The sequence below is a fragment of the Achromobacter sp. RT286_PF genome (genome assembly GCF_059760425.1).
In genome coordinates, this window is record NZ_JCBAMR010000003.1 from 206,468 (window position 1) to 226,778 (window position 20,311).

Below are 20,311 nucleotides of genomic sequence, written 5' to 3' on the forward strand. Positions count from 1 at the left end.
CGCGGACGACGCGCACGACGCGGACTACGCGCCGTTGCCGGCGCCCAGGTACTGGCTGGGCCGCCGCAACGCCGGGTCGAAAGGATTGATCTGCGCGCCCACTGCGTCGGCCTCCCGGCGCAGCATTTCAACGATCAGCGGCAGGCGCTCGTCGTTGATGCGTTCGATGGGGGCGGCCACGCTCAGCGCCGCCACCGTGACGCCGTTGCGGTCTTGGACCGGCACCGCCAGCCCCGCGATATTCGGAAACACGCCCTGCCCCTGGCTGCGCGCGTACTGCAATTGCTGGCATTCCTGGATGCGTACCCGCATCGAGATTTCATCGACGAAACCCAGATGGTGCAGCCGGGGAATGTTGAAGCGGATGACCTCTTCGCGTTCCGCCTCCGGCAAGCTGGCCAGCAGCACCAGGCCGCCCTGGCCCATGCCCAGCGGCACGCGCCCGCCGATGTCGCCGGTATGCGAACGCACCGGAAAAGCCCCGTCCACCCGGTCCACGCAGACCGCGTCAAAGCCGCTGCGCACCAGCAGAAAAATGGTGTCGTTCAGCATGCCCGACAGCCGCAGCATCGCCGGGCGATACAGCGTGCGCAAGCTGGATTGATGCGTCCCAGCTGCCGCTGCCAGCGCAAAGAAAGCCACGCTCAGCTGATAGCCCTTGCTTTGCGCGGGTTGCTCCACCACCCCTTCCTGCATCAAGCCTTGCAGCACGCGATGCACCGTGGCCTGCGCCTGGCCGGTACGCGCGGCGATGTCGGTCAGCCGCAGCTTTTCACCCTTGGCATCGGCCAACACGCGCAGGACCGCAAACGCACGTTGCAAGACCCCCTGGCCGCTGGAATCGTCCGCTGTCTCAGTCTTCTTCATTATTGAATTCCGATAAACAAAATATTCAGCATCGTTTGTAGCAGCAAATTCTTCTGAACGGAAATAACAACCAAAAAATTCGATTCTTCGGAAAACCCTAATTGACCATGTATTTTGGCAACTCCTAGACTGCCCCATCGATAAGCCACTAACGCGCCGGGCAACCGGGCCAACGCGCGGCACAACGCCCGCATCGGGCGACGGGGTTTGGAAAATGTCATTTCTGCGGCTGGACAACGTCTCGAAGAACTACGGCGACCTGCGCGTCGTTTCCGACCTGAACCTGACCGTTGAAAAGGGCGAGTTCGTCTCACTGCTCGGCCCCTCGGGTTGCGGCAAGACCACCACCTTGCAGATGATCGCCGGCTTTGCCGACGTGACCCAGGGCGTCATCACGCTGGATGGGCGCGACATCACCCATGCCAAACCCAACACGCGCGGCCTGGGCATCGTGTTCCAAAGCTACGCCCTGTTTCCGCACCTGACCGTGGCTGACAACGTGGCCTTCGGCTTGAAGATGCGCAAAGTGGAACGCGCCGAGCGCGCGGAACGCGTGCGCGAGGCGCTGGCGCTGGTCAAGCTGGACAAGCACGCAGACCGCTATCCGCGCGAGCTTTCGGGCGGCCAACGCCAGCGCGTGGCGCTGTCCCGCGCGCTGGTCATCCGCCCGCCCGTGCTGCTGCTGGACGAGCCGCTGTCCAACCTGGATGCCAAGCTGCGCGAAGACATGCAGTTTGAATTGCGCGGCATCCAGAAGAAGATCGGCACCACCACCGTGATGGTCACGCACGACCAGGCCGAAGCCCTGTCGATCAGCGATCGCGTCGTGGTCATGCAGGACGGCCGCGCCACACAGGTGGACGCGCCGTTTCGCATGTACGAACATCCGCAAACCGAATTCATTTCGCGCTTTGTCGGCAAGACCAACCTGTTGCCTGGCCGCGTCACGCGTTGCGGCGCGCAAGCCGAAATCGAAACCGGCGCGCTGCGGGTGCTGGTCGACGGCGAAGGCCTGCGCCACGGCGACAACGTGCAGCTGTCGCTGCGCCCCGAAAAACTGGTGCCGGTGCCCGCCGGCCAGGGCAAGCTGGCCTGTGTGGTCAGTACGCGCTACTTCCTGGGCAGCCAGTGGATGTACGACCTGGATTCGCCGGTGGGGGCGCTGACCGTGCTGACGCCCAACGACGGCCGCCGCCCGCATGACGATGGCGAGACCATCGGGCTGGACTGGGCCGAAGGCGTGCTGCGCGTGTTGCGCGCGCCTGCCGTGGAAAAGGCCGCCTGACATGGCGACGCTGACTCAAGCCGCCACCGGCCCCAAGCCGCGCAATGATGGCCTGCTGGCCATTCTGGGCTCCATCCCGCTGGCCATTGTTTTTCTGACACTGGTGCTGACGCCGCTGGCGCTGACCTTCGTGCTGTCGTTTCGGCCGTTCGACTACGGCGCGGGCATCTTGCCCGGCCATACGTTCGAACACTATCTGGCCGTGGTCGCCGACAGTTATTTCCTGGAGATCTTCTGGCGCACTTTCTGGATCGCCGGCGTCACCACGCTGATCTGCGTGCTGATCGGCGCGCCCGAAGCCTACATCCTGTCCCGCATGGGCAAGCCGTGGCGGTCCATCTTTTTGCTGGTCGTGCTGTCGCCCCTGTTGATATCGCTGGTGGTGCGGGCGTTCGGCTGGAGCATGCTGTTGGGACCAGGCGGCGCCATCGGTCGCGCGGCCGCCGCCTTGGGCATGGGGCCGCTGCTGTACACGCCCACCGCCGTCATCATCGGCCTGGTGCACGTGATGCTGCCCTTCATGGTCATCCCCGTGTGGACGTCGCTGCAAAAGCTGGACCCCACCGTCGAGCACGCCGCGCTGTCGCTGAACGCATCGCGTTTTCAGACGCTGACGCGCATCGTGCTGCCGCAAGCCATGCCCGGCATCCTGTCGGGCAGCCTGATCGTGTTTGGCCTGTCGGCCAGCTCGTTCGCCATCCCCGCGCTGCTGGGCGGACGACGGCTGAAGATGGTCGCCACCGTCGTGTACGACGAATTCCTGACCGAGCTGAACTGGCCGCTGGGGGCGGCCATCGCCATCGTGCTGCTGGTGCTCAACGTCATCATCATGATGGCGTACAACCGCGTTGTCGAACGCTCTTACCGACGCAGCCTGGGCTAGCCGACAAGGAACCAACATGCAGAAAAACGGCCCTTTCGCGCTGGCGTTCAACTTCCTGGTGGTGGCCTTCGTGCTGGCGCCGCTGGTCATCGTGTGCCTGGTGGCGTTCACGCCCGACTCCACGCTGACGGTGCCCACCACGCAATTTTCGCTGCGCTGGTTCCGGGCGGTGTTCGAACATCCCAACTTCATGCAGGCGTTTCAGAACAGCCTGTGGCTGGCCTTTCTGTCGGCCACCATCGCCGTGTGCCTGGCCGTGCCGGCCGCCATCGCCATTACGCGTTACCGCTTCCCGGGCCGCGATGTGCTGAATGGCCTGTTCCTGTCGCCGCTGATGATTCCGCACCTGGTGCTGGGCGTGGCGCTGCTGCGCTTTTTCGCGCTGATGGGCATGGCCGGCAGTTTTTCGTGGCTGGTCGCCGCGCACGTCGTCGTCATCACGCCGTACGTGATGCGGCTGGTGATCGGCGCGCTGGTCGGCTTTGACCGCTCCATCGAACACGCCGCGCTGTCGCTGGGCGCCAGCCGCGCCACCGTGTTCTTCCAGATGACCCTGCCGCTGATCATTCCCGGCGTGTCCGGCGGCTGGCTGCTGGCCTTCATCAACAGCTTTGACGAACTGACCATGTCCGTCTTCATCACCGCGCCGTCCACCATCACGCTGCCCGTGCGCATGTACATGTACGCCACGGAATCCATCGACCCGATGATGGCCGCCGTGTCGGCGCTGGTCATCCTGTTGACCGCCGTCACCATGCTGTTGCTGGACCGCGTGTACGGCCTGGACCGCGTGCTGGTGGGGCAGAAATGAAACGCTTGCCGTTGGCGAAAAGAGAGGCGCCGGCATCATGGCAATACTGAAACGCCTGGCGGAATCGGGCCGGCCCGCCGTCCCGTTCACCTTGAACGGGCAAGCCTGTACCGCGCTGGCCGGCGACACCGTCTTGACCGCCGTGCTGACCCAGGCCGACTGCGTGCGCCATTCCGAATTCAGCGGCGCCCCACGCGCCGGCTTCTGCATGATGGGCGCCTGCCAGGACTGCTGGATGCAGCTTGAAGACGGCTCGCGCCTGCGCGCCTGCTCAACGTTTGTCGAACCCGGCATGCGTCTTTTAAGTCTGCCCATGGCGCCCGCTGCCGTGTCCGGCACGCTGGCCGCGGCACCCTGGCCCGAGGACGACATCGCATGAGCATCGTGATGCCCGTCATCGTAGGCGCCGGCCCGGCCGGCGTGCGCGCCGCCCAGGCGCTGGTCGCACACGGCCTGCGGCCCGTTATCCTGGACGAAGCGCCGCGCGCCGGTGGGCAGATCTACCGCCAGCCGCCACCCGGATTCCAACGCCCGAAGTCCGCGCTGTACGGCTTTGAACATCGCAAGGCCGATGCCGTGCATCGCGCCATGGCCGCCTTGCAGCCGCACGCCGACTATCGACCCGGCAGCCTGGTGTGGAACGTGGAAGGCAAGACGCTGGACGTGATGCAAGACGGCGTCAGCACCGCCGTGCCCTACACCCACCTGATCCTTGCCACCGGCGCCACCGACCGCGTGCTGCCCTTTCCCGGCTGGCTGACGCCCGGCGTCTACACCTTGGGCGGATCGCAGGTCGCGCTGAAATTCCAGGGCTGCGCCATCGGATCGCGCGTGGTCTTCATGGGCACCGGGCCGCTGCTTTACCTGGTGGCCTATCAATACGCCAAGGCCGGCGCGCAAGTGGCCGCCGTGCTGGACACCGCCCGCTTTACCGACCGCCTGGTCGCGCTGCCCGGTATGCTGCGCGCGCCCGGGCTGCTGGCCAAGGGGATGTACACCATGGCTTGGCTGCGCGCGCATGGCGTGCCACTGCATAGCGGCGTGCGGCCCGTCGCCGTGCATGGCAAGGACCGCGTATCGGGCCTGACCTATCGCCAGGGCAACCGCGACCACACCGTGTCCTGCGACGCCGTGGCCTACGGCCTGGCACTGCGATCCGAAACCCAACTGGCCAGCCTGGTCGGCTGCGAATTCGAATTCAATGCGCGCGATAGAAGCTGGACGCCACGCCGCGATACCGCCGGACGCGGCAGCGTGCCCGGCGTCTATGTCGCCGGTGACGGCGCCGCCATCGCCGGCGCCGACGCCGCCGAACTTGCGGGTGAACGCGCCGCGTTGGCGCTGCTGCAAGACATCGGCCAACCCATCGACACCGCGCGTGCCCGCCTGCTGGAAACGCGCCTGGCCGCCAACAGCCGAGTGCGCTCCGCGCTGGAACGCGCCTTTCCCTTTCCCGAGGACTGGGCCGCAACCATCGCCGACGACACCGTCATCTGCCGCTGCGAAGATGTGACGGCTGGCACGGTGCGACGCGCCGTCACCGACACGGGGGCGCAAGAACTGAACCGCCTCAAAGCGCTGACACGCGTCGGCATGGGCCGCTGCCAGGGCCGCATGTGCGGCGCGGCGGCAGCCGAGGTCCTGGCGCAAGCCTGCGGCCGCACGCCCGCCGACGTGGGCCGCTTGCGTAACCAGCCGCCCGTCAAACCGGTACCCGTGCGCGTGGTGTGCCTGGAACGCCAGGACAAGGTGTCGGCATGACGCAGCGCATTGACACCGAAGTGGCCATCATCGGCGGCGGCATCGTCGGCGGCAGCGCCGCGCTGTTCCTGCGGCGCGCCGGCGTACCCGTCGTCTTGCTGGAAGCCGCCTTGTGCGGCGCGCGCGCCAGCGGCGTCAACTATGGCGGTGTGCGGCGGCAAGGGCGCGGGCTGGAACAGATGCCCCTGGCCCGACGCGCACATGAACTGTGGGGCCAGCTGCCGTCACTGATCGGCATCGATGGCGAATACGTGCGCTCTGGTCATTTGAAGCTGGCCGCGTCCAACGCCGACATGGTGCAGCTGGAAGCGTATCGCCAGCGCACGCGCGGCTTCGGCATGCACCTGCAAATGCTGGACCGCCGCGAGCTGGCGCGCCGCTTCGGCTGGCTGGGCCAGGACGTCGCGGGCGGATCCTTCTGCCCCGAAGACGGCCACGCCAACCCCCGGCTGGTGTCACCGGCTTTCGCGCGCGCGGCGGCGGCGCTGGGCGCCGACGTGCGCGAAGGCGTGAAGGTTACCCAGGCCGATCACGACGGCACGCACTTCCTCGTGCGCGCCGACGGCCTGGAAGTGCGCTCCCGCGTCCTGCTCAATTGCGCGGGCGCCTGGGCGGGCCGCTTTGCAGAGCACTTTGGCGAAGCCGTACCCGAAACGTCCATCCACCCTTTGATGATGGTCACCGAGCCGCTGCCCGTCTTCATGGACGTCAGCCTGGGCATACAAGGCGGTGGCATCTACGCACGACAGGTCGCGCGCGGCAATTGCGTCATCGGCGGTGGCCGTGGCGTGTCCACCGACCCCGACTACGCACGGCCCGGCCGCGCCGGCCTGGGCGCGCTGATGGCCAACGCTACCCGGCTGCTGCCCGTGCTGCGCGGCGCGCAGGTCATACGCTTCTGGACTGGCGTGGAAGGCAACATGCCCGACCACAATCCCGTGCTGGGCCCCAGTGCCCGAGTCCCCGGCCTGTTCCACGCCTTCGGCCTGTCGGGCGCGGGCTTTCAGATTGGCCCCGCCGTGGGGGAAGTGCTTTCCGAACTGGTCCTGCGCGGCCAGTCCTCGATTCCTATCGATGCCTTTTGCATTGAACGATACGCGGCCGCCGCTCACGGCGCCGTGGCTCGGCCTGAACGTGTTCGTGAGCAAACGCAGGAGTCACCATGATGGATAAGAAACAGGGCGCATCGCGCCTGAGCAAGGGGAAGCGGCTGCTGGGCGCGGCAACGTTGGCGTTGCTGTCCGCAGGGGCCTTGGCGCAGCAAAAGACCTTGTACGTCGGTATGAACGGCGGCGACATGGAACGCGCCTTCACGCAATACGTGTTCCCCGATTTCGAGAAAGCCAACAACGTGAAAATCGTCGTCGTGCCCGGCACGTCGACCGACGTACTGGCCAAGGCGCAGGCCTACAAAGACAACCCGCAGATGCACGTCATGTTCCTGGACGACGGCATCATGGCGCGCGCCATTTCCATGGGCCTGTGCCAACAGCTCAATGACGACCCCGTCCTGAAAGAGCTGTACCCCACTGCCGTGATGAAAGACCGCATGGCCGCCGGCATCGACATCGGCATGACCGGCCTGGGCTACAACACCAAGATGTTCGCCGACAAAGGCTGGGCACCGCCCACTTCCTGGATGGACCTGGCCGACCCCAAGTACAAAGGCAAGGTCGTATTCCAGTCCGCCGCCGGCAGCACCTTTGGCCTGCACGGCTTCCTGATGTTCAACCGCATCCAGGGCGGCGACGACAAGAACTATGAACCCGGCTTCAAGAAGTGGCCCGACACCATCGGCCCCAACGTGCTGGAATACATCCCCAACTCGGCCAAGCTGGCCGAAATGATCCAGTCCAACGAAGCCGCCATCTTCCCGCTGACCCCCACCGCCATCGCCCGCCTGAAAAAGCGCGACATCCCGGTGGAATACGCCCAGCCCAAGGAAGGCTCCGTCATCCTGATGGTGGGTGAATGCGTCATCGCCAAGAACAGCGAACCCGAACTCTCGCAAAAATTGGCGCTGTACCTCTTGTCCGCCAGCGCGCAGGCCAAGGCACTGGAAATGGGTGGCCACTTCCCGTCCAACAAAAACGTCAAGGCGCCCGCCGACAGCGCCGACGCGCTCAAGCGCTTCCAGGGCTACATGGAAAACGCCAAGATCCTGGATTGGGACCAGATCAACACTGCGCGCCCCGCCTTCAACGCCCGCTGGAATCGCACCGTCGAACGTTGATAAGATCTTGCAGCGCGCGCCTGTGGATAAACCGCAAGCGCGCTCGCAAGCAAGCGCCTGCCAGCGTGCGGCCGGTACGCGTGTTAGCAGACGCGCGTCCGCTAACGCGCGTCTGCTAACGCGCGTCTGCTAACACGCATCCGCTACGCGCGTCCGCCAACAAGGAATCTCTGCATGCGGCTCATCATCAATTCCGGCGGTCCCGCCGCCATCGACGCGTGGCGCGCACAGTTCCACGCCTTCGCGCCGCAGTTGGACGTGGTCGGCTGGCATGAAGACGTCGCACCCGACAGCGTCGATTACGCGTTGGTCTGGGCGCCCGACGCCGGCCGCCTGGCCACGTTCCCCAACCTGAAACTGATCATCAGCGCGGGCGCCGGCGTCGACCACATCCTGGCCGACCCCCAGCTACCCCGGCACTTGCGCATCGCCCGCATGGTCACCGCCCGCACCCAAACCGAAATGGCCGAATTCGTGCTGACGTCCGCGCTGATGCTCACGCGCAACATCAAGCGCGTGGTGAATAACCAGGCACGCCAACATTGGGAACTGTTCGACTCCCTGCGCGTTGCCGCGGACGTCCGCGTCGGCATCATGGGCCTGGGCCACCTGGGCATCGCCGCCGCGCAACTGCTGTCACGCGTCGGCTTCCCCGTCAGCGGCTGGTCACGCGGCGCCAGCCAACTCGACGGCCTGCCCTGCTACGCGGGCCAAGCGGAATTCGGCCAATTCCTGGCCAACACCGACCTGCTGGTCTGCCTGCTGCCCGCCACCGAGGCTACCAAAGGCATCCTCAATGCCACCACGCTATCGCAGCTGCCGCGCGGCGCCAGCCTGATCAATGCCGGCCGTGGCACGCATATGGTCACGCAAGACGTCATCGCCGCGCTGGACAGCGGCCAGTTGCACCAAGCGGTCCTGGACGTTTTCGAACAAGAGCCGCTACCGGCGGATTCCCCCTTGTGGACGCACCCGCAGATCATGATCACGCCCCATTGCGCGGCGATCCCCGACCGCAAGGAACGCGCCCGTCACACCGCATGGCTGATCGAGGCCAACGAGCGCGGCGATGCGCTACCCAACATCTACGATCCGCTGCGCGGATATTGAGCGCACTACCAAGAGGCGTCTATCCCCGCCGGCAGGAATGAACATCAAGCTCTAGCATTGGCACTGGCGCCAGCAGCGGCAGCACCAGCATCAACACCAGCATCAACACCAGCATCAACACCAGCATCAGCAACAGCAACAGCATCAGCAACAGCATCAGCATCAAGCAGCAACAGCATCAGCATCAAGCAGCGACAGCACCAGCATCAAGCAGCACCAGCAGGCAGTAAGCACGGAGCAGCACCAAGCACCCAGCACGCCACCCCAATCAAGACGACCCCGCACCAACGCGCGTAAGCCCCAAAAGGCCGCCCGCGCGGCCGGCCTGGGGCGGGCCCCGCAAGATCTTCCAGCCCACCACCACCCTCGCAAAAAACGCCAAGCACTCCACCCTCCCCCCCTGACGTCAGCGCAAACTGACCGAGCATGGTGTGGCGGTGGCTGGTGGGAGGCGGGGAGTCGATAAGCCCGAGGGAATCCGAAGGCAGTCGCCGCAGGCGACAACGAGGATGACGACGGGGCAGTCCGGAGCGAAGGCTCCAGACCGCAATCGTTGACCCGCCTCCCACCAGCCGCCGCCACGCCGTGCGTCAAAAGAACCCTCCCCAACAAAAAAACCGCAAAATCCGCAAATCCCCCAAAGCTACATTGCCCTCCAAGGAGCAAGCATGAAGCCCGAAACCCGATCCCTCTACACCGACCGCCTGGACCCCGTCCTGCGCTGGCTCGCCGCCCACCCTGACGCCGACCCCGATCTGCACCAGCTGGCCGACCTGGCTTGCCTGTCGCCGTATCACTTTCACCGGGTCTACCGCGCCATGATGGGCGAAACGGTCAACGCCACCGTCCAACGCATCCGCATGCATCGCGCCGCCGCTGCATTGGCCGATTCCCAGGCGCCGTTAAGAGCCATTGCACAACGCGCCGGTTACGACTCCGACGCCGCCTTCAATCGGGCATTCGGCAACTTCTTCGGCACCCCGCCCGGCCGCTACCGCGCCGCGCGTTCCCAACCCTTAGCCCTTCAGGAGCATGCCGTGTACCCCATCGCCATCGAACACTTCCCCGGCGCCACCCTCGCCGTCCTGCCCCACCAAGGCAGCTACCAAGACATTGGCCCCGTCTTCACCCGCGCCTTCATGCTTGCCTACGGCCGTGGCATCGCCGACCCCGCAACGCCAGGCTTCGGCGTCTACTTCGACGACCCCGAACAAGTCCCCGAAAACAAGCTGCGATCCCTGGCCGGCATGGCCGTCAACGTTGACGCCGACTTGGGCGAAGAACTGCAACGCCACATCATCCCCGCCTGCCGCTGCGCCATCCTGACCTACACCGGCCCCTACAACGAAATGGCCAAACCCTACCAATGGATGTTCTCTGAATGGCTACCCGCCAGCGGCCACCTGCCCGCCGACATCCCCATGTTCGAGCAATACCTGAACGACCCCCGCAACACCCCGCCCGCCCAACTGCAAACCCGCATCTGCCTGCCTTTGAAATAAGGCCCGGCACGGCGCCACCCGTTACCCCAGCACGCCGGCCAGGTACTGCCTGAGCCACGCGTGCGCCGGGTCGTCCTGATAGCGCTCGTGCCAGTACAACGACACCGTAATCTGCGGCAACGTCAACGGCACCTTCTGCGTCACAATCCGCGCCGCGCCCGACATCGCGCGTGCAACGCTTACCGGCATCGTCGCAATCAAATCCGACCCTTCCACAATGAACGGGCACACCAGATAACTGGACAACGTCGCCACGATCTTGCGACTGCGGTTCTGCCCCATCAAGATGCGATCAATCGCCGTACTGAAATAACGCGTGTGCGCCGCCAGATCCAGATGCCCATAGCTCAGGTACGCGTCCAGGTTCCAACGCTTGCGCAAACACGGATGCCCCTCGCGCACGATGCACACCGCCGGCTCCTGGTACAGAAAACGTGTGCGCAGATCCGGTGCCGGGTCAGGAAAATACCCCGCGATCAACTCCACATGGTTCGTATCCAGCATGCTCAAGCCATGTTGTGGCCGGGCCGGCACAATCTGCAATTGGAAGTGCGGCGCATCCACCGCCAACCGCGGAATCAACTTCGGCAGCAACGTGTATTGCACATAGTCCGTTGCGTACAACGACAACGTGCGCGATGAATGCGCCGGGTCGAACGCATCGCGCGTACGCGTCGCGCGATGCCAGCTTTCCAGCAAGGGCTTGAAGTTCTGATGCAACTCCATCGCGCGCAACGTCGGCTGCCACGCACCTCCCTCGCGCACCAGCAACGGGTCGCCGAACAGCTGACGCAGCCGATTCATCGCCGCGCTCATCGCCGGCTGGCTGATGTTCATCGCCTCGGCCGCGCGCGACACGTTGCGGCACGCCATCAGCGCGTCAAAATGCAAAAGCAGATTCAGGTCCGGATTCTTCACGGCCATGCACCTATAAATAGCGTTTATACAAATATAAGCCCGCAGGGCTGCTGCCCTTGAAGCCAGAAGCCTAGGATGACCCTGTTGTTGCAGCGAACCAGGACCGGACACGCATGATCCGGCCACAAGGAAGTTCTATCAACAAGGGGAAACCAAGCCATGAACCAAGGGCTGATACGTCGTTGCTGTCGCATTGCCGCCGGACTCGTAATCTTCGCCACCGCCAGCGCCGCGCAAGCGGCCTGGCCAGACAAAGTCATCCGCATCGTCGTGCCGTTCGCGGCGGGCGGGTCCACCGATTTGATCGCGCGCAAAATCGCCGAAGGACTCGGCCAGCGCCTTTCCGCCAACGTCATTGTTGAAAACCGGCCCGGCGCGGGCGGCACCGTCGGCACCGAATACGTCGCCCGCCAGCCGGCCGACGGCTACACCATCCTGATGGGATCGGTCAGCACGCACGGCAGCGCGCCCTGCGTGTATTCCAAGCTGCCGTACGACGCCGTCAAGGACTTCACGCCACTGACCGTCATCGCCACGATTCCGAATGTGATGTCGGTCAACCAGTCAGTGCCCGCCAACAATCTGCAAGAGTTCGTCGCGCTATTGAAGAAGGAACCCGAGAAGTATTCCTTCGCGTCCAACGGCCAGGGCACCTCCAACCACCTGGCTGCGGAACTCTTCAAGTCCACCGCCGGCGTCTCCATGGTGCACGTGCCGTATCGCGGCTCGGGTCCCGCGCTGATCGACCTGGTGGGCGGCCAGATCAACATGATGATGGACGTGGTGATGACGTCCTACCCCTACATCAAGGACGGCAAGATCAAGGCGCTGGCCGTCACCTCGCCACAGCGCTCCACGCTGCTGTCCGATGTGCCCACCGTCGCGGAATCCGGGTACCCCGGCTACGAAGCCATGGTGTGGTTCGGCATGTTGGCGCCAGCCAACCTGCCCGAGCCGCTGCGCCAGAAACTTACCGACGGCCTGGTGCAGACGCTGCACGCGCCCGCCATGAAAACGTACCTGGAACAACAGGGCGCACAGGTGTCCGACGTGGCCGGCCCCGCCTTCGCCACGATGATCAAAAGCGAGATCAACAAATGGTGCGGCGTCGTCAAGCAAGCCGGCATTCGCCTGGACTGATCTTGCGCGCCTAGTCCTTTCTTTGGAATCAACGATATGTATCGCATAGGGATAGACGTCGGGGGCACGTTCACCGACTTCACGATGATCGACGAGGACGCGGGCGTCGTGCACTTTCACAAAGTGCCGTCCACCCCGCACGACCCGTCCGAGGCCATTGCCACGGGCATCGGCCAGATGTTGGCGGACCATGGCGTGCCGCCCTCGCAGGTGTCGCACGTGGGGCACGGCACCACGGTTGCCACCAACCTCATCATCGAACGCAAGGGCGCGCGCGTCGGCCTCATCACCACGCGCGGCTTTCGTGACGTGCTGGAGATCGGCCGCCAGACCCGCCCGCACCTGTACGACTACAGCGTCGGCAAACCGCCCGTGGCGGTGCCGCGCGAGTTTCGCATTGAAGTCAGCGAACGCGTCAGCGCATCGGGCGACGTGTTGACCCCGCTGGACGAGGACCAGGTGCTGGCGGCCGCGCGGCAGTTCGCCGCCGCCGGCATTGAGGCCGTCACCGTGTGCTTTCTGCATGCGTACCGCAATCCCGAGCATGAACGCCGCGCTGCAAAAATCGTGGCCGAGGCCATGCCGGGCGCCTACATCAGCCTGTCGTCCGACGTGCTGCCTGAATTCCGTGAATACGAACGCCTGTCCACCACCGTGCTGAATGCCGCCGTCGGCCCCAAGATGGCGCGCTACCTGGAACGCTTCATGCAGCGCGTGCGCGATCTGGACATCGGCCACGAGCCGCACACCATCCATTCCAACGGCGGCCTGATGTCGATCGGCACCGTGCGCCAGTACCCCGTGCGCACCTGCCTGTCCGGCCCGGCGGCGGGTGTGGTGGGCGCAGCGGCCGTGGGCCGCGCCATCGGCAGCCTGAACCTGGTTACGTTCGACGTCGGCGGCACCAGCACCGACGTGTCGCTGGTGTGCGAAGGCCGGCCGCTGTTCACCTCGCATCGGCATGTGGCCGGCTACCCCGTCAAGACCCCCATGGTCGATATTCACGTCATCGGCGCGGGCGGCGGCAGTATCGCGTGGCTGGACGATGCCGGCGCCCTGAAGGTGGGACCGCACAGCGCGGGCGCGGTGCCTGGCCCGGTGGGCTACGGCCGTGGCGGCCAGGAGCCCACCATCACCGACGCCGAGATCGCGCTACAGCGCCTGAACCCCGTCGCCCTGCTGCGTGGCCGCATGCCCGTACACGCCGACGCCGCGCGCGATGTGATCGCGCAGCGCGTGGCGCAGCCGCTGGGCATGGACCTGGAAGCGGCGGCCGAAGGCATCCTGCGCATCGCGGCGGCCAACATGAGCCGCGCCATCCGCGCCGTGTCCACCGAGCGCGGCTACGACCTGTCCAATTTTGCGCTGTACGCCTACGGCGGCGCCGGGCCGCTGCACGCGGTCGAGGTCGCCGAGGAATGCGGCATCCCCGTCGTGATCGTGCCGCAGGAACCCGGCACCATGTGCGCGCGCGGCATCCTGCTCAGCGACATCTCGTTTGACTTCGTGCAAAGCGAAATCTCGTTGGCCAGCGAAGCCGGCTGGCCCGCCATTACCGCCATCTTCAATGGCTTGCGCGAGCAGGCCGAACGCTGGCTGGAACAAGAACGCGTGGACCCCGCGCTGCGCGTCTGCCACAGCGCCATCGACGCCCGCTACGAAGGGCAGAACTTTGAAGTGCAGGTCAGCGTCGACGGCATGGGCGCGGGCGGCTACGCCGAATTCGCGCGCCGCTTTGCCGACGCGCACGAACGCGAATACGGCTACACGGTCGATGACCGCAAGGTGCAGATCATCAACTGCCGCATGCAGGCCGTGGGCCAGGTGGTGAAAGCGCCATTGGCGCCGCGTCACATCGGCGGCGCGCTGCAAGACGCCAGCCTGGGACGGCGCAAAGCCTACTTCGGCCCCGTGCACGGCTGGCTGGAAACACCCGTCTACGACCGCGACCTGGTGCCGACCGGCGCGCGCTTCACCGGCCCCGCCCTGCTTGAGGAAATGAGCTCGACCACGGTGGTGGGCGTGGGCCATGAGGCCAGCGTGGACGACTACGGCAACCTGATCATTCGTTTGCAAGGAGGCTTGCATGGCTAAGCCCGATAGTTCCAAGCCCAACAATTCCAAGCCCGACAATTCCGACGCCGGCATTGCGCTGGCCGACCCGATCGGCATGGAGGTATTTTGCAACCGCCTGCTGTCCATCACCGAGGACATGAACAATACGCTGGTGCGCGCGTCGTTCTCCACCAACATCAAGGAACGCAAGGACTGCTCGGTGGCGCTGTTCGACGCCGCCGGGCGGCTGGTGGCGCAGGGCACGCAGATTCCGCTGCACCTGGGCTCGCTGGACGGCGCCATGGGTGCCATCCTGCGCGCGTATCCGGTCAACGAGATTCGTGAAGGCGACGTGTTCATCTGCAACGATCCTTACCTGGCCGACGGCAGCCACCTGCCCGACATCAACATCGTGACGCCCGTGTTCTGGGACGGCGTGCTGCGATTTTTCGCCGCCAACATCGCGCACCATTCCGACGTGGGCGGCGCGGTGCCGGGGTCCATCGCGGGCGGCTTGAAGTCCATCTTCGAAGAAGGCATACGCATCCCCGCCTGCCGCATCGCCCGGCACGGGCAGACGGACGAAGACCTGCTGCGCCTGATCTGCGCCAACACCCGCGACCCCGAAGAACGCGTGCTGGACCTGCGCGTACAGATGGCCACCAACCGCCGTGGCGCCGCCGCGGTGCAAGGCCTGATCCGCCAGATGGGGCTGGAGGCCGTGCTGCGTTCCGTGGATGACGTCATCACATACACGCGCCGTCGCCTGCTCAACCGCATCGCCGAATTGCAGGAAGGCAGCTACACCTTCCGCAGCGACCTGGACGACGATGGCATGGGCGGCGATTCGGTGCCGATCCAGGTGACGCTGACCGTGCGGCGCGACAAGCTGCATTTCGATTTCGAAGGGTCCGGAAAACAGGCGCGAGGCGCGATGAACCTGCCGTTCAACGCGTTGCGCGCCTGCGTCTACTACGCCGTAAAGGCGTTGCTGGACCCTGACCTTGCGCCCAACGCGGGCCTGTTCGATCCCATCACCTTGTCGGCGCCCGTGGGCACCATCACCAACCCCGAGCATCCCGCCGCGGTCGGTGCGCGATCGATTACCGCGCAGAAAGTCGCGGGCGCGATATTCGGCGCGTTCCGAGGCCTGCTGCCGCCGCAAAAAACCATGGCGTCCAGCAACGATTGCTGCCCGGCCATTGTGTTTTCCGGCCGATGGCGCGAGCGCGCCGGCCACTTCGTCTATCTGGAAACGCTGGGCGGCGGCGCGGGCGCGCGCTTTGATACCGATGGCATGGATGCCGTGCACGTGCACATGACCAACACGTCGAACCTGCCCGTGGAGGCGCTGGAAAACGAGTACCCGCTGTTGATGGACGAGTACGCGATGATTCCGGATTCGGGTGGCGCGGGCCGCACGCGCGGCGGCATGGCGATTGCCAAACAGATACGCGCCGTGGGGCCGGGCATCGTGTTCTCGGCGCGGTCCGACAGCCACACGGTGGGCGTGGCGGCGGGCGTGGATGGCGGCGGCGACGGACGCCGCGCGCGGCTGGTGCGCAACTTCGGCACGCCGCAAGAGGAAGAACTGTTTTCCAAGACCGCCAATATCGCGCTGGCGTCCGGCGAAAGCGTGCGCATCGAAACGCCGGGCGGGGGTGGCTACGGGCCGCCCGCCGAACGGCCGCAGGCGCGCATCGAGCAGGACCTGGCCGACGGCAAGATCACGGCCGACGCAGCGCGCACGGCCTATGGCGCGCGTGGCGCCAAGGCCGTCATCGCCACTAGCCAGCCTACGCCACGTTGAGCGTCATCGAGTACTTCATCTTGTCGTGCGGGAAGGTGGTGATGGTGGCCAGCAGCAACAGGCCGCCCTCACCGTAATAGCGGCGGGTAATGACAAAGCCCGCCGTCTTGGGCTCGACCTTGAGTTGCCTGGCCACCGTTGCATTGATGGGCGTGGCCGAGAACTCCTGGTTGACCTCGGTAATGCGGTCGCCGAAGTGATCTTCGATCAGCCGCAGCAGCGAGATGCGGGACTTGACCTCGACCTGCACGTTCGAATGTTCGGGATCGGCGTAGATCAGCGTGGTGGCGGCTGCCGTGTCGGCGTCGTCCAGCGTCTTGATGGAGTTGATATGCAGCCAGGTTTTATCGGCCGCGCAGCCCAGCGCTTCGGCCAGCCGCTTGGGCAGCTTGATGGTGCGCACGTCCTGCACCAGCAGCGCAGCGTTGCGGGCGTATTGCAGCAGGTCTGGAAACTGCGAGATGCGCTGCGTAAAGCGGGTGCTGGCGCGGGCGGTCTCAACGCGGGTGCCCACCCCCGGGCGGCGCGACACCATGCCGGCCACCGTCAACATGCGGATGGCTTCGCGAATGGTGTGGCGGCTGGCGTTGAACTGGTCGCACAGCTCGTGCTCGGTGGGCAGCAGCGTCATGACGGGGTAGCGGCCGGTGCTGATGTCGTGCGACAGCGCCTGAAAAATGCTCTTGTAGCGGGGGCCGCCGGCATCGCCCCCGGAGGCGGGCGATTCGGGTTTGCCACGCGCCTGCCGGGCTCCGGCGGGGCCGGCCGCGCGCTCGGAGGATCGGGTCATGGGGGGTGCTCCTTGAATTTTTATATGGGGTTTGTACGGACAATAACCGATTGACAACGATGTCTAGTCGGATTCATTATTTGTCCGGACATTCATGTACGGACAAAGTGTACCAACAATCGGGGGTTCTCATGGGCAAGGTACTTGCAGTGATCGCGGCGACGACGGTAGCCGTCGGACTCAGCGCAAACGCAGCAGCGCAGCAGAAGTTGGTGGTGGCCGGCTACGGCGGCTCGTTCGAAGACATCATGCGCAAGGACATCTTCCCGCCCTTCGCCAAGCAGCACGGTATTGAGCTGGACTACGTGGCCGGCAACTCCACCAACACGGTGGCGCGCTTGCAGGCGCAAAAGAGCAACCAGCAGATCGACGTGGCCATCATCGATGACGGCCCCATGTACCAGGCCATCGCGCTGGGCTTTTGCGAACCCATCAAGGGCCTGCCCACCGACGACATCTACAGCACCGCGCGCTACAAGGACGACAAGGCCGTGGCTATCGGCATCGTGGCCACCGGCATCATGTACAACAAGAAGGTCTTCGACGAAAAGAAGTGGGCCGCGCCCACGTCGTGGAAAGACCTGAAGGACCCCAAGTACAAGAAGCAGCTGGTGGTGCCACCGCTGAACAATACCTACGGCCTGCACGCGCTGGTGGAATATGCGCGTGAAGGCGGCGGCGGCGAAAAGAAGATCGACGCGGGCTTTACCACCTTCAAGAATGAGGTCGGCCCGAACGTGCTGGTGTACGAGCCCTCGCCGGGCAAGATGACGGAACTGTTCTCGTCGGGCCAAGCCGTGATTTCCGTGTGGGGCAGCGGCCGCGCCAAATCGTTTGCCGACACCGGCTTCCCGGTGGGCTTCGTGTATCCGCAGGAAGGCGCCTATGCGCTGCTGTCCTCGGTATGCCCGGTCGCCAAGCCGAAGACCAATCCCATGGCGCAGGCGTTTGTGCAGTATCTGGTGACGCCCGAAGTGCAGGAAAAGCTGGCCAACGCTTACGGCTACGGGCCGGTCAACAAGAAGGCCAAGGTCACCGATGACCCGCGCGTGCCGCTGCCTATCGGCAAGCGCGCCGCCGACCTGATCGTGATCGACTGGGACACGGTGAACCAGAACCGAGACGATTGGAACAAGCGCTGGACGCGGGAAATCGAGCGCTGACACGCATCGCCGATCGTGCAATACGGGGCGGCGCGGCGCGTCGCCCACGGGAGCCTTCATGAGTTATCTAGTGCTGAACCGCCTGTGCAAGCGCTATGGCGAAACGACCGCCGTGGAAGAACTGAGCCTGTCCGTCAATCGCGGCGAGTTCATTTCCCTGCTGGGGCCTTCGGGTTGCGGCAAGACCACCACGCTGCAAATGATCGCGGGCTTTGTCGAACCCACCAGCGGCAGCATTGTGCTGGACGGGCGCGACGTCAGCCGCGTCCCGGCCAACAAGCGCGGGCTGGGGCTGGTGTTTCAGAACTATGCCCTCTTCCCGCACATGACCGCGTTTGAAAACGTGTCGTTCGGCCTGGAGATGCAGCGGGTCAAGAAGGAAGAACGCGAAGCGCGCGTGGCCGATGCCTTGAAGCTGGTCGGGCTGGCGCATCTGGCGGACCGGCATCCGGCTCGCATGTCGGGCGGGCAGCAGCAGCGCGTCGCCTTGGCGCGCGCGCTGGTGATCCGGCCCAGCGTGCTGCTGCTGGACGAGCCACTGTCGAACCTGGACGCCAAGCTGCGCGAGGAAATGCAGCTGGAACTGCGCAGCATCCAGCGCACGATCGGCACCACCACCATTCTCGTCACCCACGATCAGTCGGAGGCGCTGGCGCTGTCGGATCGCATCGTGGTGATGAACCAGGGCCGGGTCGAACAAGTGGCCGAACCCTTTCAAGCCTACGAAGGGCCGGCCAGCCACTTCGTCGGCGGCTTCCTGGGCAAGGCGAATGTGTTCACGCCCACGGCGGAACAATACGAAAACGAGACGCGCGCGCGCATCGGCGAAGCGCATATCCCCATGGCCGGCGCACCCGTGCCGCAAGGCGCGGTGATCGTGCGCCCCGAAAAAATCCTGTTCTCGGAGCCTGCCGCCTGTGCGTTGCCCGGACGCATGAAAACGCGCGTATTCCAGGGCAACCATTGGCTGTGCCAGGTCGACACGTCGGTGGGCGAAGTGATGGTGATCCGGCAGAACGACGGCGTGGCCGTGCCCGCCGAGGGCGAGCCCGTGCACTTGCGCTGGCGCGCGCAGGACATGTGCGAAGTCGCGGGCGCGCCCAAGGGCCTGGTGTCATGAGCGCGCGCGCCAACCCGTGGGTGTTGAGCGCGCCGGCGCTGGTGGTCTACGCCACGTTCCTGGTGGTGCCGATGGCGCTGGTGTTCCTGATCAGCTTCTTCGATTTCCAGTTTTATGGCGGCATGCAGGTGACCTTCACCTGGAAGAACTACGTCGAGATTTTCAGCGACGGCTACTACTACGAAATCTACGCGCGCACCTTCGGCGTGGCGGCGGCCGTGACCGTTGCCTGCCTGGTGCTGGGCACCGCCGAGGCCTACGTGCTGTCGCGCATGGCCAACCCATGGAAAGGCTTGTTCCTGATGGTGGTGTTGGGGCCCTTGTTGATTTCAGTGGTGGTGCGCACGCTGGGCTGGGCGCTGCTGTTCGGGTCCACCGGACTTATCAACAAGGCGCTGATGGGCATCGGGCTGATCAGCACGCCCGTGGACCTGATGTACAGCAATCTGGGCGTGGGCATCGCGCTGACGCACGTGCTGGTGCCCTTCATGGTGATCTCGGTGTGGGCGTCGTTGCAACGGATCAATCCCGCCACCGAAGCGGCCGCCCTGTCGTTGGGCGCGTCCCAGTTCACGGTGATCCGACGCGTGATCGTGCCGCAGGTGATGCCCGGCATTTTGTCGGGCGCGATCATGGTGTTCGCGATGGCGGCCAGCTCGTTCGCCACGCCGGCCATCATTGGCGGCCGGCGCTTGAAGAACGTGGCCACGGCGGCTTACGACGAATTCCTGAACACACTGAACTGGCCGCTGGGCGCGGCGCTGGCCGTGGTGCTGTTGCTGGCCACCGTCGTCGTGCTGCTGTCCGCCAACCGGATCATTGAACGCAAGTACGGTGCCGTCTTCAACCAGGCAGGAGGCTGA

General features: G+C 65.2%; 20 protein-coding genes. 15 read left to right on the forward strand and 5 right to left on the reverse strand.

Annotated elements, in window-relative coordinates:
• Positions 1–24 precede the first annotated feature (24 nt).
• Both AC6LJY_RS04580 and AC6LJY_RS04585 read right to left on the reverse strand, forming a co-directional pair.
• Positions 25–867, reverse strand: coding sequence for an IclR family transcriptional regulator (locus AC6LJY_RS04580; RefSeq protein ID WP_104142370.1), 843 nt, complete (start codon positions 865–867; stop codon positions 25–27).
• On the reverse strand, positions 867–1,088 hold the full coding sequence (locus AC6LJY_RS04585; RefSeq protein WP_498135382.1) for a hypothetical protein: 222 nt from the start codon (positions 1,086–1,088) through the stop codon (positions 867–869). The genes AC6LJY_RS04580 and AC6LJY_RS04585 overlap by 1 nt, the downstream gene beginning before the upstream one ends.
• Here AC6LJY_RS04585 and AC6LJY_RS04590 point away from each other — a divergent pair.
• From AC6LJY_RS04590 to AC6LJY_RS04625, 8 genes are all read left to right on the forward strand, one after another.
• Positions 1,082–2,152: an ABC transporter ATP-binding protein gene (locus AC6LJY_RS04590; RefSeq protein WP_219991473.1), complete on the forward strand. Its 1,071-nt coding sequence runs from the start codon at positions 1,082–1,084 to the stop codon at positions 2,150–2,152. The genes AC6LJY_RS04585 and AC6LJY_RS04590 overlap by 7 nt on opposite strands.
• Position 2,153: 1 nt before the next feature.
• Positions 2,154–3,035 carry an ABC transporter permease gene (locus AC6LJY_RS04595; protein ID WP_498135383.1) on the forward strand — a complete coding sequence of 294 codons (882 nt, stop codon included), beginning with the start codon at positions 2,154–2,156 and terminating at the stop codon, positions 3,033–3,035.
• Positions 3,036–3,051: 16 nt separating this feature from the next.
• A complete protein-coding gene (locus AC6LJY_RS04600; RefSeq protein WP_104142367.1) occupies positions 3,052–3,846 on the forward strand; it encodes an ABC transporter permease in 795 nt (264 codons plus the stop codon).
• A 37-nt stretch (positions 3,847–3,883) separates the two neighbouring features.
• Positions 3,884–4,225: a 2Fe-2S iron-sulfur cluster-binding protein gene (locus AC6LJY_RS04605; RefSeq protein WP_314355904.1), complete on the forward strand. Its 342-nt coding sequence runs from the start codon at positions 3,884–3,886 to the stop codon at positions 4,223–4,225.
• Complete coding sequence (locus tag AC6LJY_RS04610) at positions 4,222–5,607, forward strand: FAD-dependent oxidoreductase (protein WP_314355903.1); 1,386 nt, start codon at positions 4,222–4,224, stop codon at positions 5,605–5,607. The genes AC6LJY_RS04605 and AC6LJY_RS04610 overlap by 4 nt, the downstream gene beginning before the upstream one ends.
• Positions 5,604–6,773: an NAD(P)/FAD-dependent oxidoreductase gene (locus AC6LJY_RS04615; RefSeq protein WP_498135384.1), complete on the forward strand. Its 1,170-nt coding sequence runs from the start codon at positions 5,604–5,606 to the stop codon at positions 6,771–6,773. The genes AC6LJY_RS04610 and AC6LJY_RS04615 overlap by 4 nt, the downstream gene beginning before the upstream one ends.
• On the forward strand, positions 6,770–7,840 hold the full coding sequence (locus AC6LJY_RS04620; protein ID WP_485799853.1) for an ABC transporter substrate-binding protein: 1,071 nt from the start codon (positions 6,770–6,772) through the stop codon (positions 7,838–7,840). The genes AC6LJY_RS04615 and AC6LJY_RS04620 overlap by 4 nt, the downstream gene beginning before the upstream one ends.
• A gap of 174 nt (positions 7,841–8,014) precedes the next feature.
• Positions 8,015–8,950 carry a 2-hydroxyacid dehydrogenase gene (locus AC6LJY_RS04625; protein WP_498135385.1) on the forward strand — a complete coding sequence of 312 codons (936 nt, stop codon included), beginning with the start codon at positions 8,015–8,017 and terminating at the stop codon, positions 8,948–8,950.
• A gap of 19 nt (positions 8,951–8,969) precedes the next feature.
• Here the strand turns inward: AC6LJY_RS04625 and AC6LJY_RS04630 are convergent, their stop codons facing one another.
• Entirely contained in the window at positions 8,970–9,113 is a 144-nt protein-coding gene (locus AC6LJY_RS04630; RefSeq protein WP_498135386.1) for a hypothetical protein, read from the reverse strand.
• A 505-nt stretch (positions 9,114–9,618) separates the two neighbouring features.
• Here AC6LJY_RS04630 and AC6LJY_RS04635 point away from each other — a divergent pair.
• Entirely contained in the window at positions 9,619–10,452 is an 834-nt protein-coding gene (locus AC6LJY_RS04635; RefSeq protein WP_104144622.1) for an AraC family transcriptional regulator, read from the forward strand.
• Positions 10,453–10,473: 21 nt separating this feature from the next.
• On the opposite strand, the gene AC6LJY_RS04640 is transcribed toward AC6LJY_RS04635, so the two are convergent.
• Entirely contained in the window at positions 10,474–11,376 is a 903-nt protein-coding gene (locus tag AC6LJY_RS04640; protein ID WP_314355901.1) for a LysR substrate-binding domain-containing protein, read from the reverse strand.
• 153 nt (positions 11,377–11,529) lie between these two features.
• Here AC6LJY_RS04640 and AC6LJY_RS04645 point away from each other — a divergent pair, with 153 nt between their 5' ends.
• The 3 genes from AC6LJY_RS04645 to AC6LJY_RS04655 are packed head-to-tail and all read left to right on the forward strand — an operon-like array spanning position 11,530 to position 16,375.
• Positions 11,530–12,510 (forward strand): Bug family tripartite tricarboxylate transporter substrate binding protein, encoded by a 981-nt coding sequence (locus tag AC6LJY_RS04645; protein ID WP_498135387.1) that lies wholly within the window; start codon positions 11,530–11,532, stop codon positions 12,508–12,510.
• A gap of 36 nt (positions 12,511–12,546) precedes the next feature.
• A complete protein-coding gene (locus AC6LJY_RS04650; protein ID WP_046804019.1) occupies positions 12,547–14,604 on the forward strand; it encodes a hydantoinase/oxoprolinase family protein in 2,058 nt (685 codons plus the stop codon).
• Positions 14,597–16,375, forward strand: coding sequence for a hydantoinase B/oxoprolinase family protein (locus AC6LJY_RS04655; protein ID WP_498135388.1), 1,779 nt, complete (start codon positions 14,597–14,599; stop codon positions 16,373–16,375). Before AC6LJY_RS04650 ends, AC6LJY_RS04655 begins: the two co-directional genes overlap by 8 nt.
• Here the strand turns inward: AC6LJY_RS04655 and AC6LJY_RS04660 are convergent.
• Entirely contained in the window at positions 16,362–17,165 is an 804-nt protein-coding gene (locus tag AC6LJY_RS04660; RefSeq protein WP_046804018.1) for a GntR family transcriptional regulator, read from the reverse strand. The two genes, AC6LJY_RS04655 and AC6LJY_RS04660, sit on opposite strands and share 14 nt — an antisense overlap.
• A gap of 131 nt (positions 17,166–17,296) precedes the next feature.
• On the opposite strand from AC6LJY_RS04660, the gene AC6LJY_RS04665 reads away from it, so the two are divergent.
• From AC6LJY_RS04665 to AC6LJY_RS04675, 3 genes are read left to right on the forward strand one after another with little or no spacing between them, the layout of a single operon-like run.
• Positions 17,297–18,328: an ABC transporter substrate-binding protein gene (locus AC6LJY_RS04665; RefSeq protein ID WP_120153294.1), complete on the forward strand. Its 1,032-nt coding sequence runs from the start codon at positions 17,297–17,299 to the stop codon at positions 18,326–18,328.
• Positions 18,329–18,386: 58 nt separating this feature from the next.
• Positions 18,387–19,448 (forward strand): ABC transporter ATP-binding protein, encoded by a 1,062-nt coding sequence (locus AC6LJY_RS04670; RefSeq protein WP_498135389.1) that lies wholly within the window; start codon positions 18,387–18,389, stop codon positions 19,446–19,448.
• Entirely contained in the window at positions 19,445–20,311 is an 867-nt protein-coding gene (locus AC6LJY_RS04675; RefSeq protein WP_046804015.1) for an ABC transporter permease, read from the forward strand. Before AC6LJY_RS04670 ends, AC6LJY_RS04675 begins: the two co-directional genes overlap by 4 nt.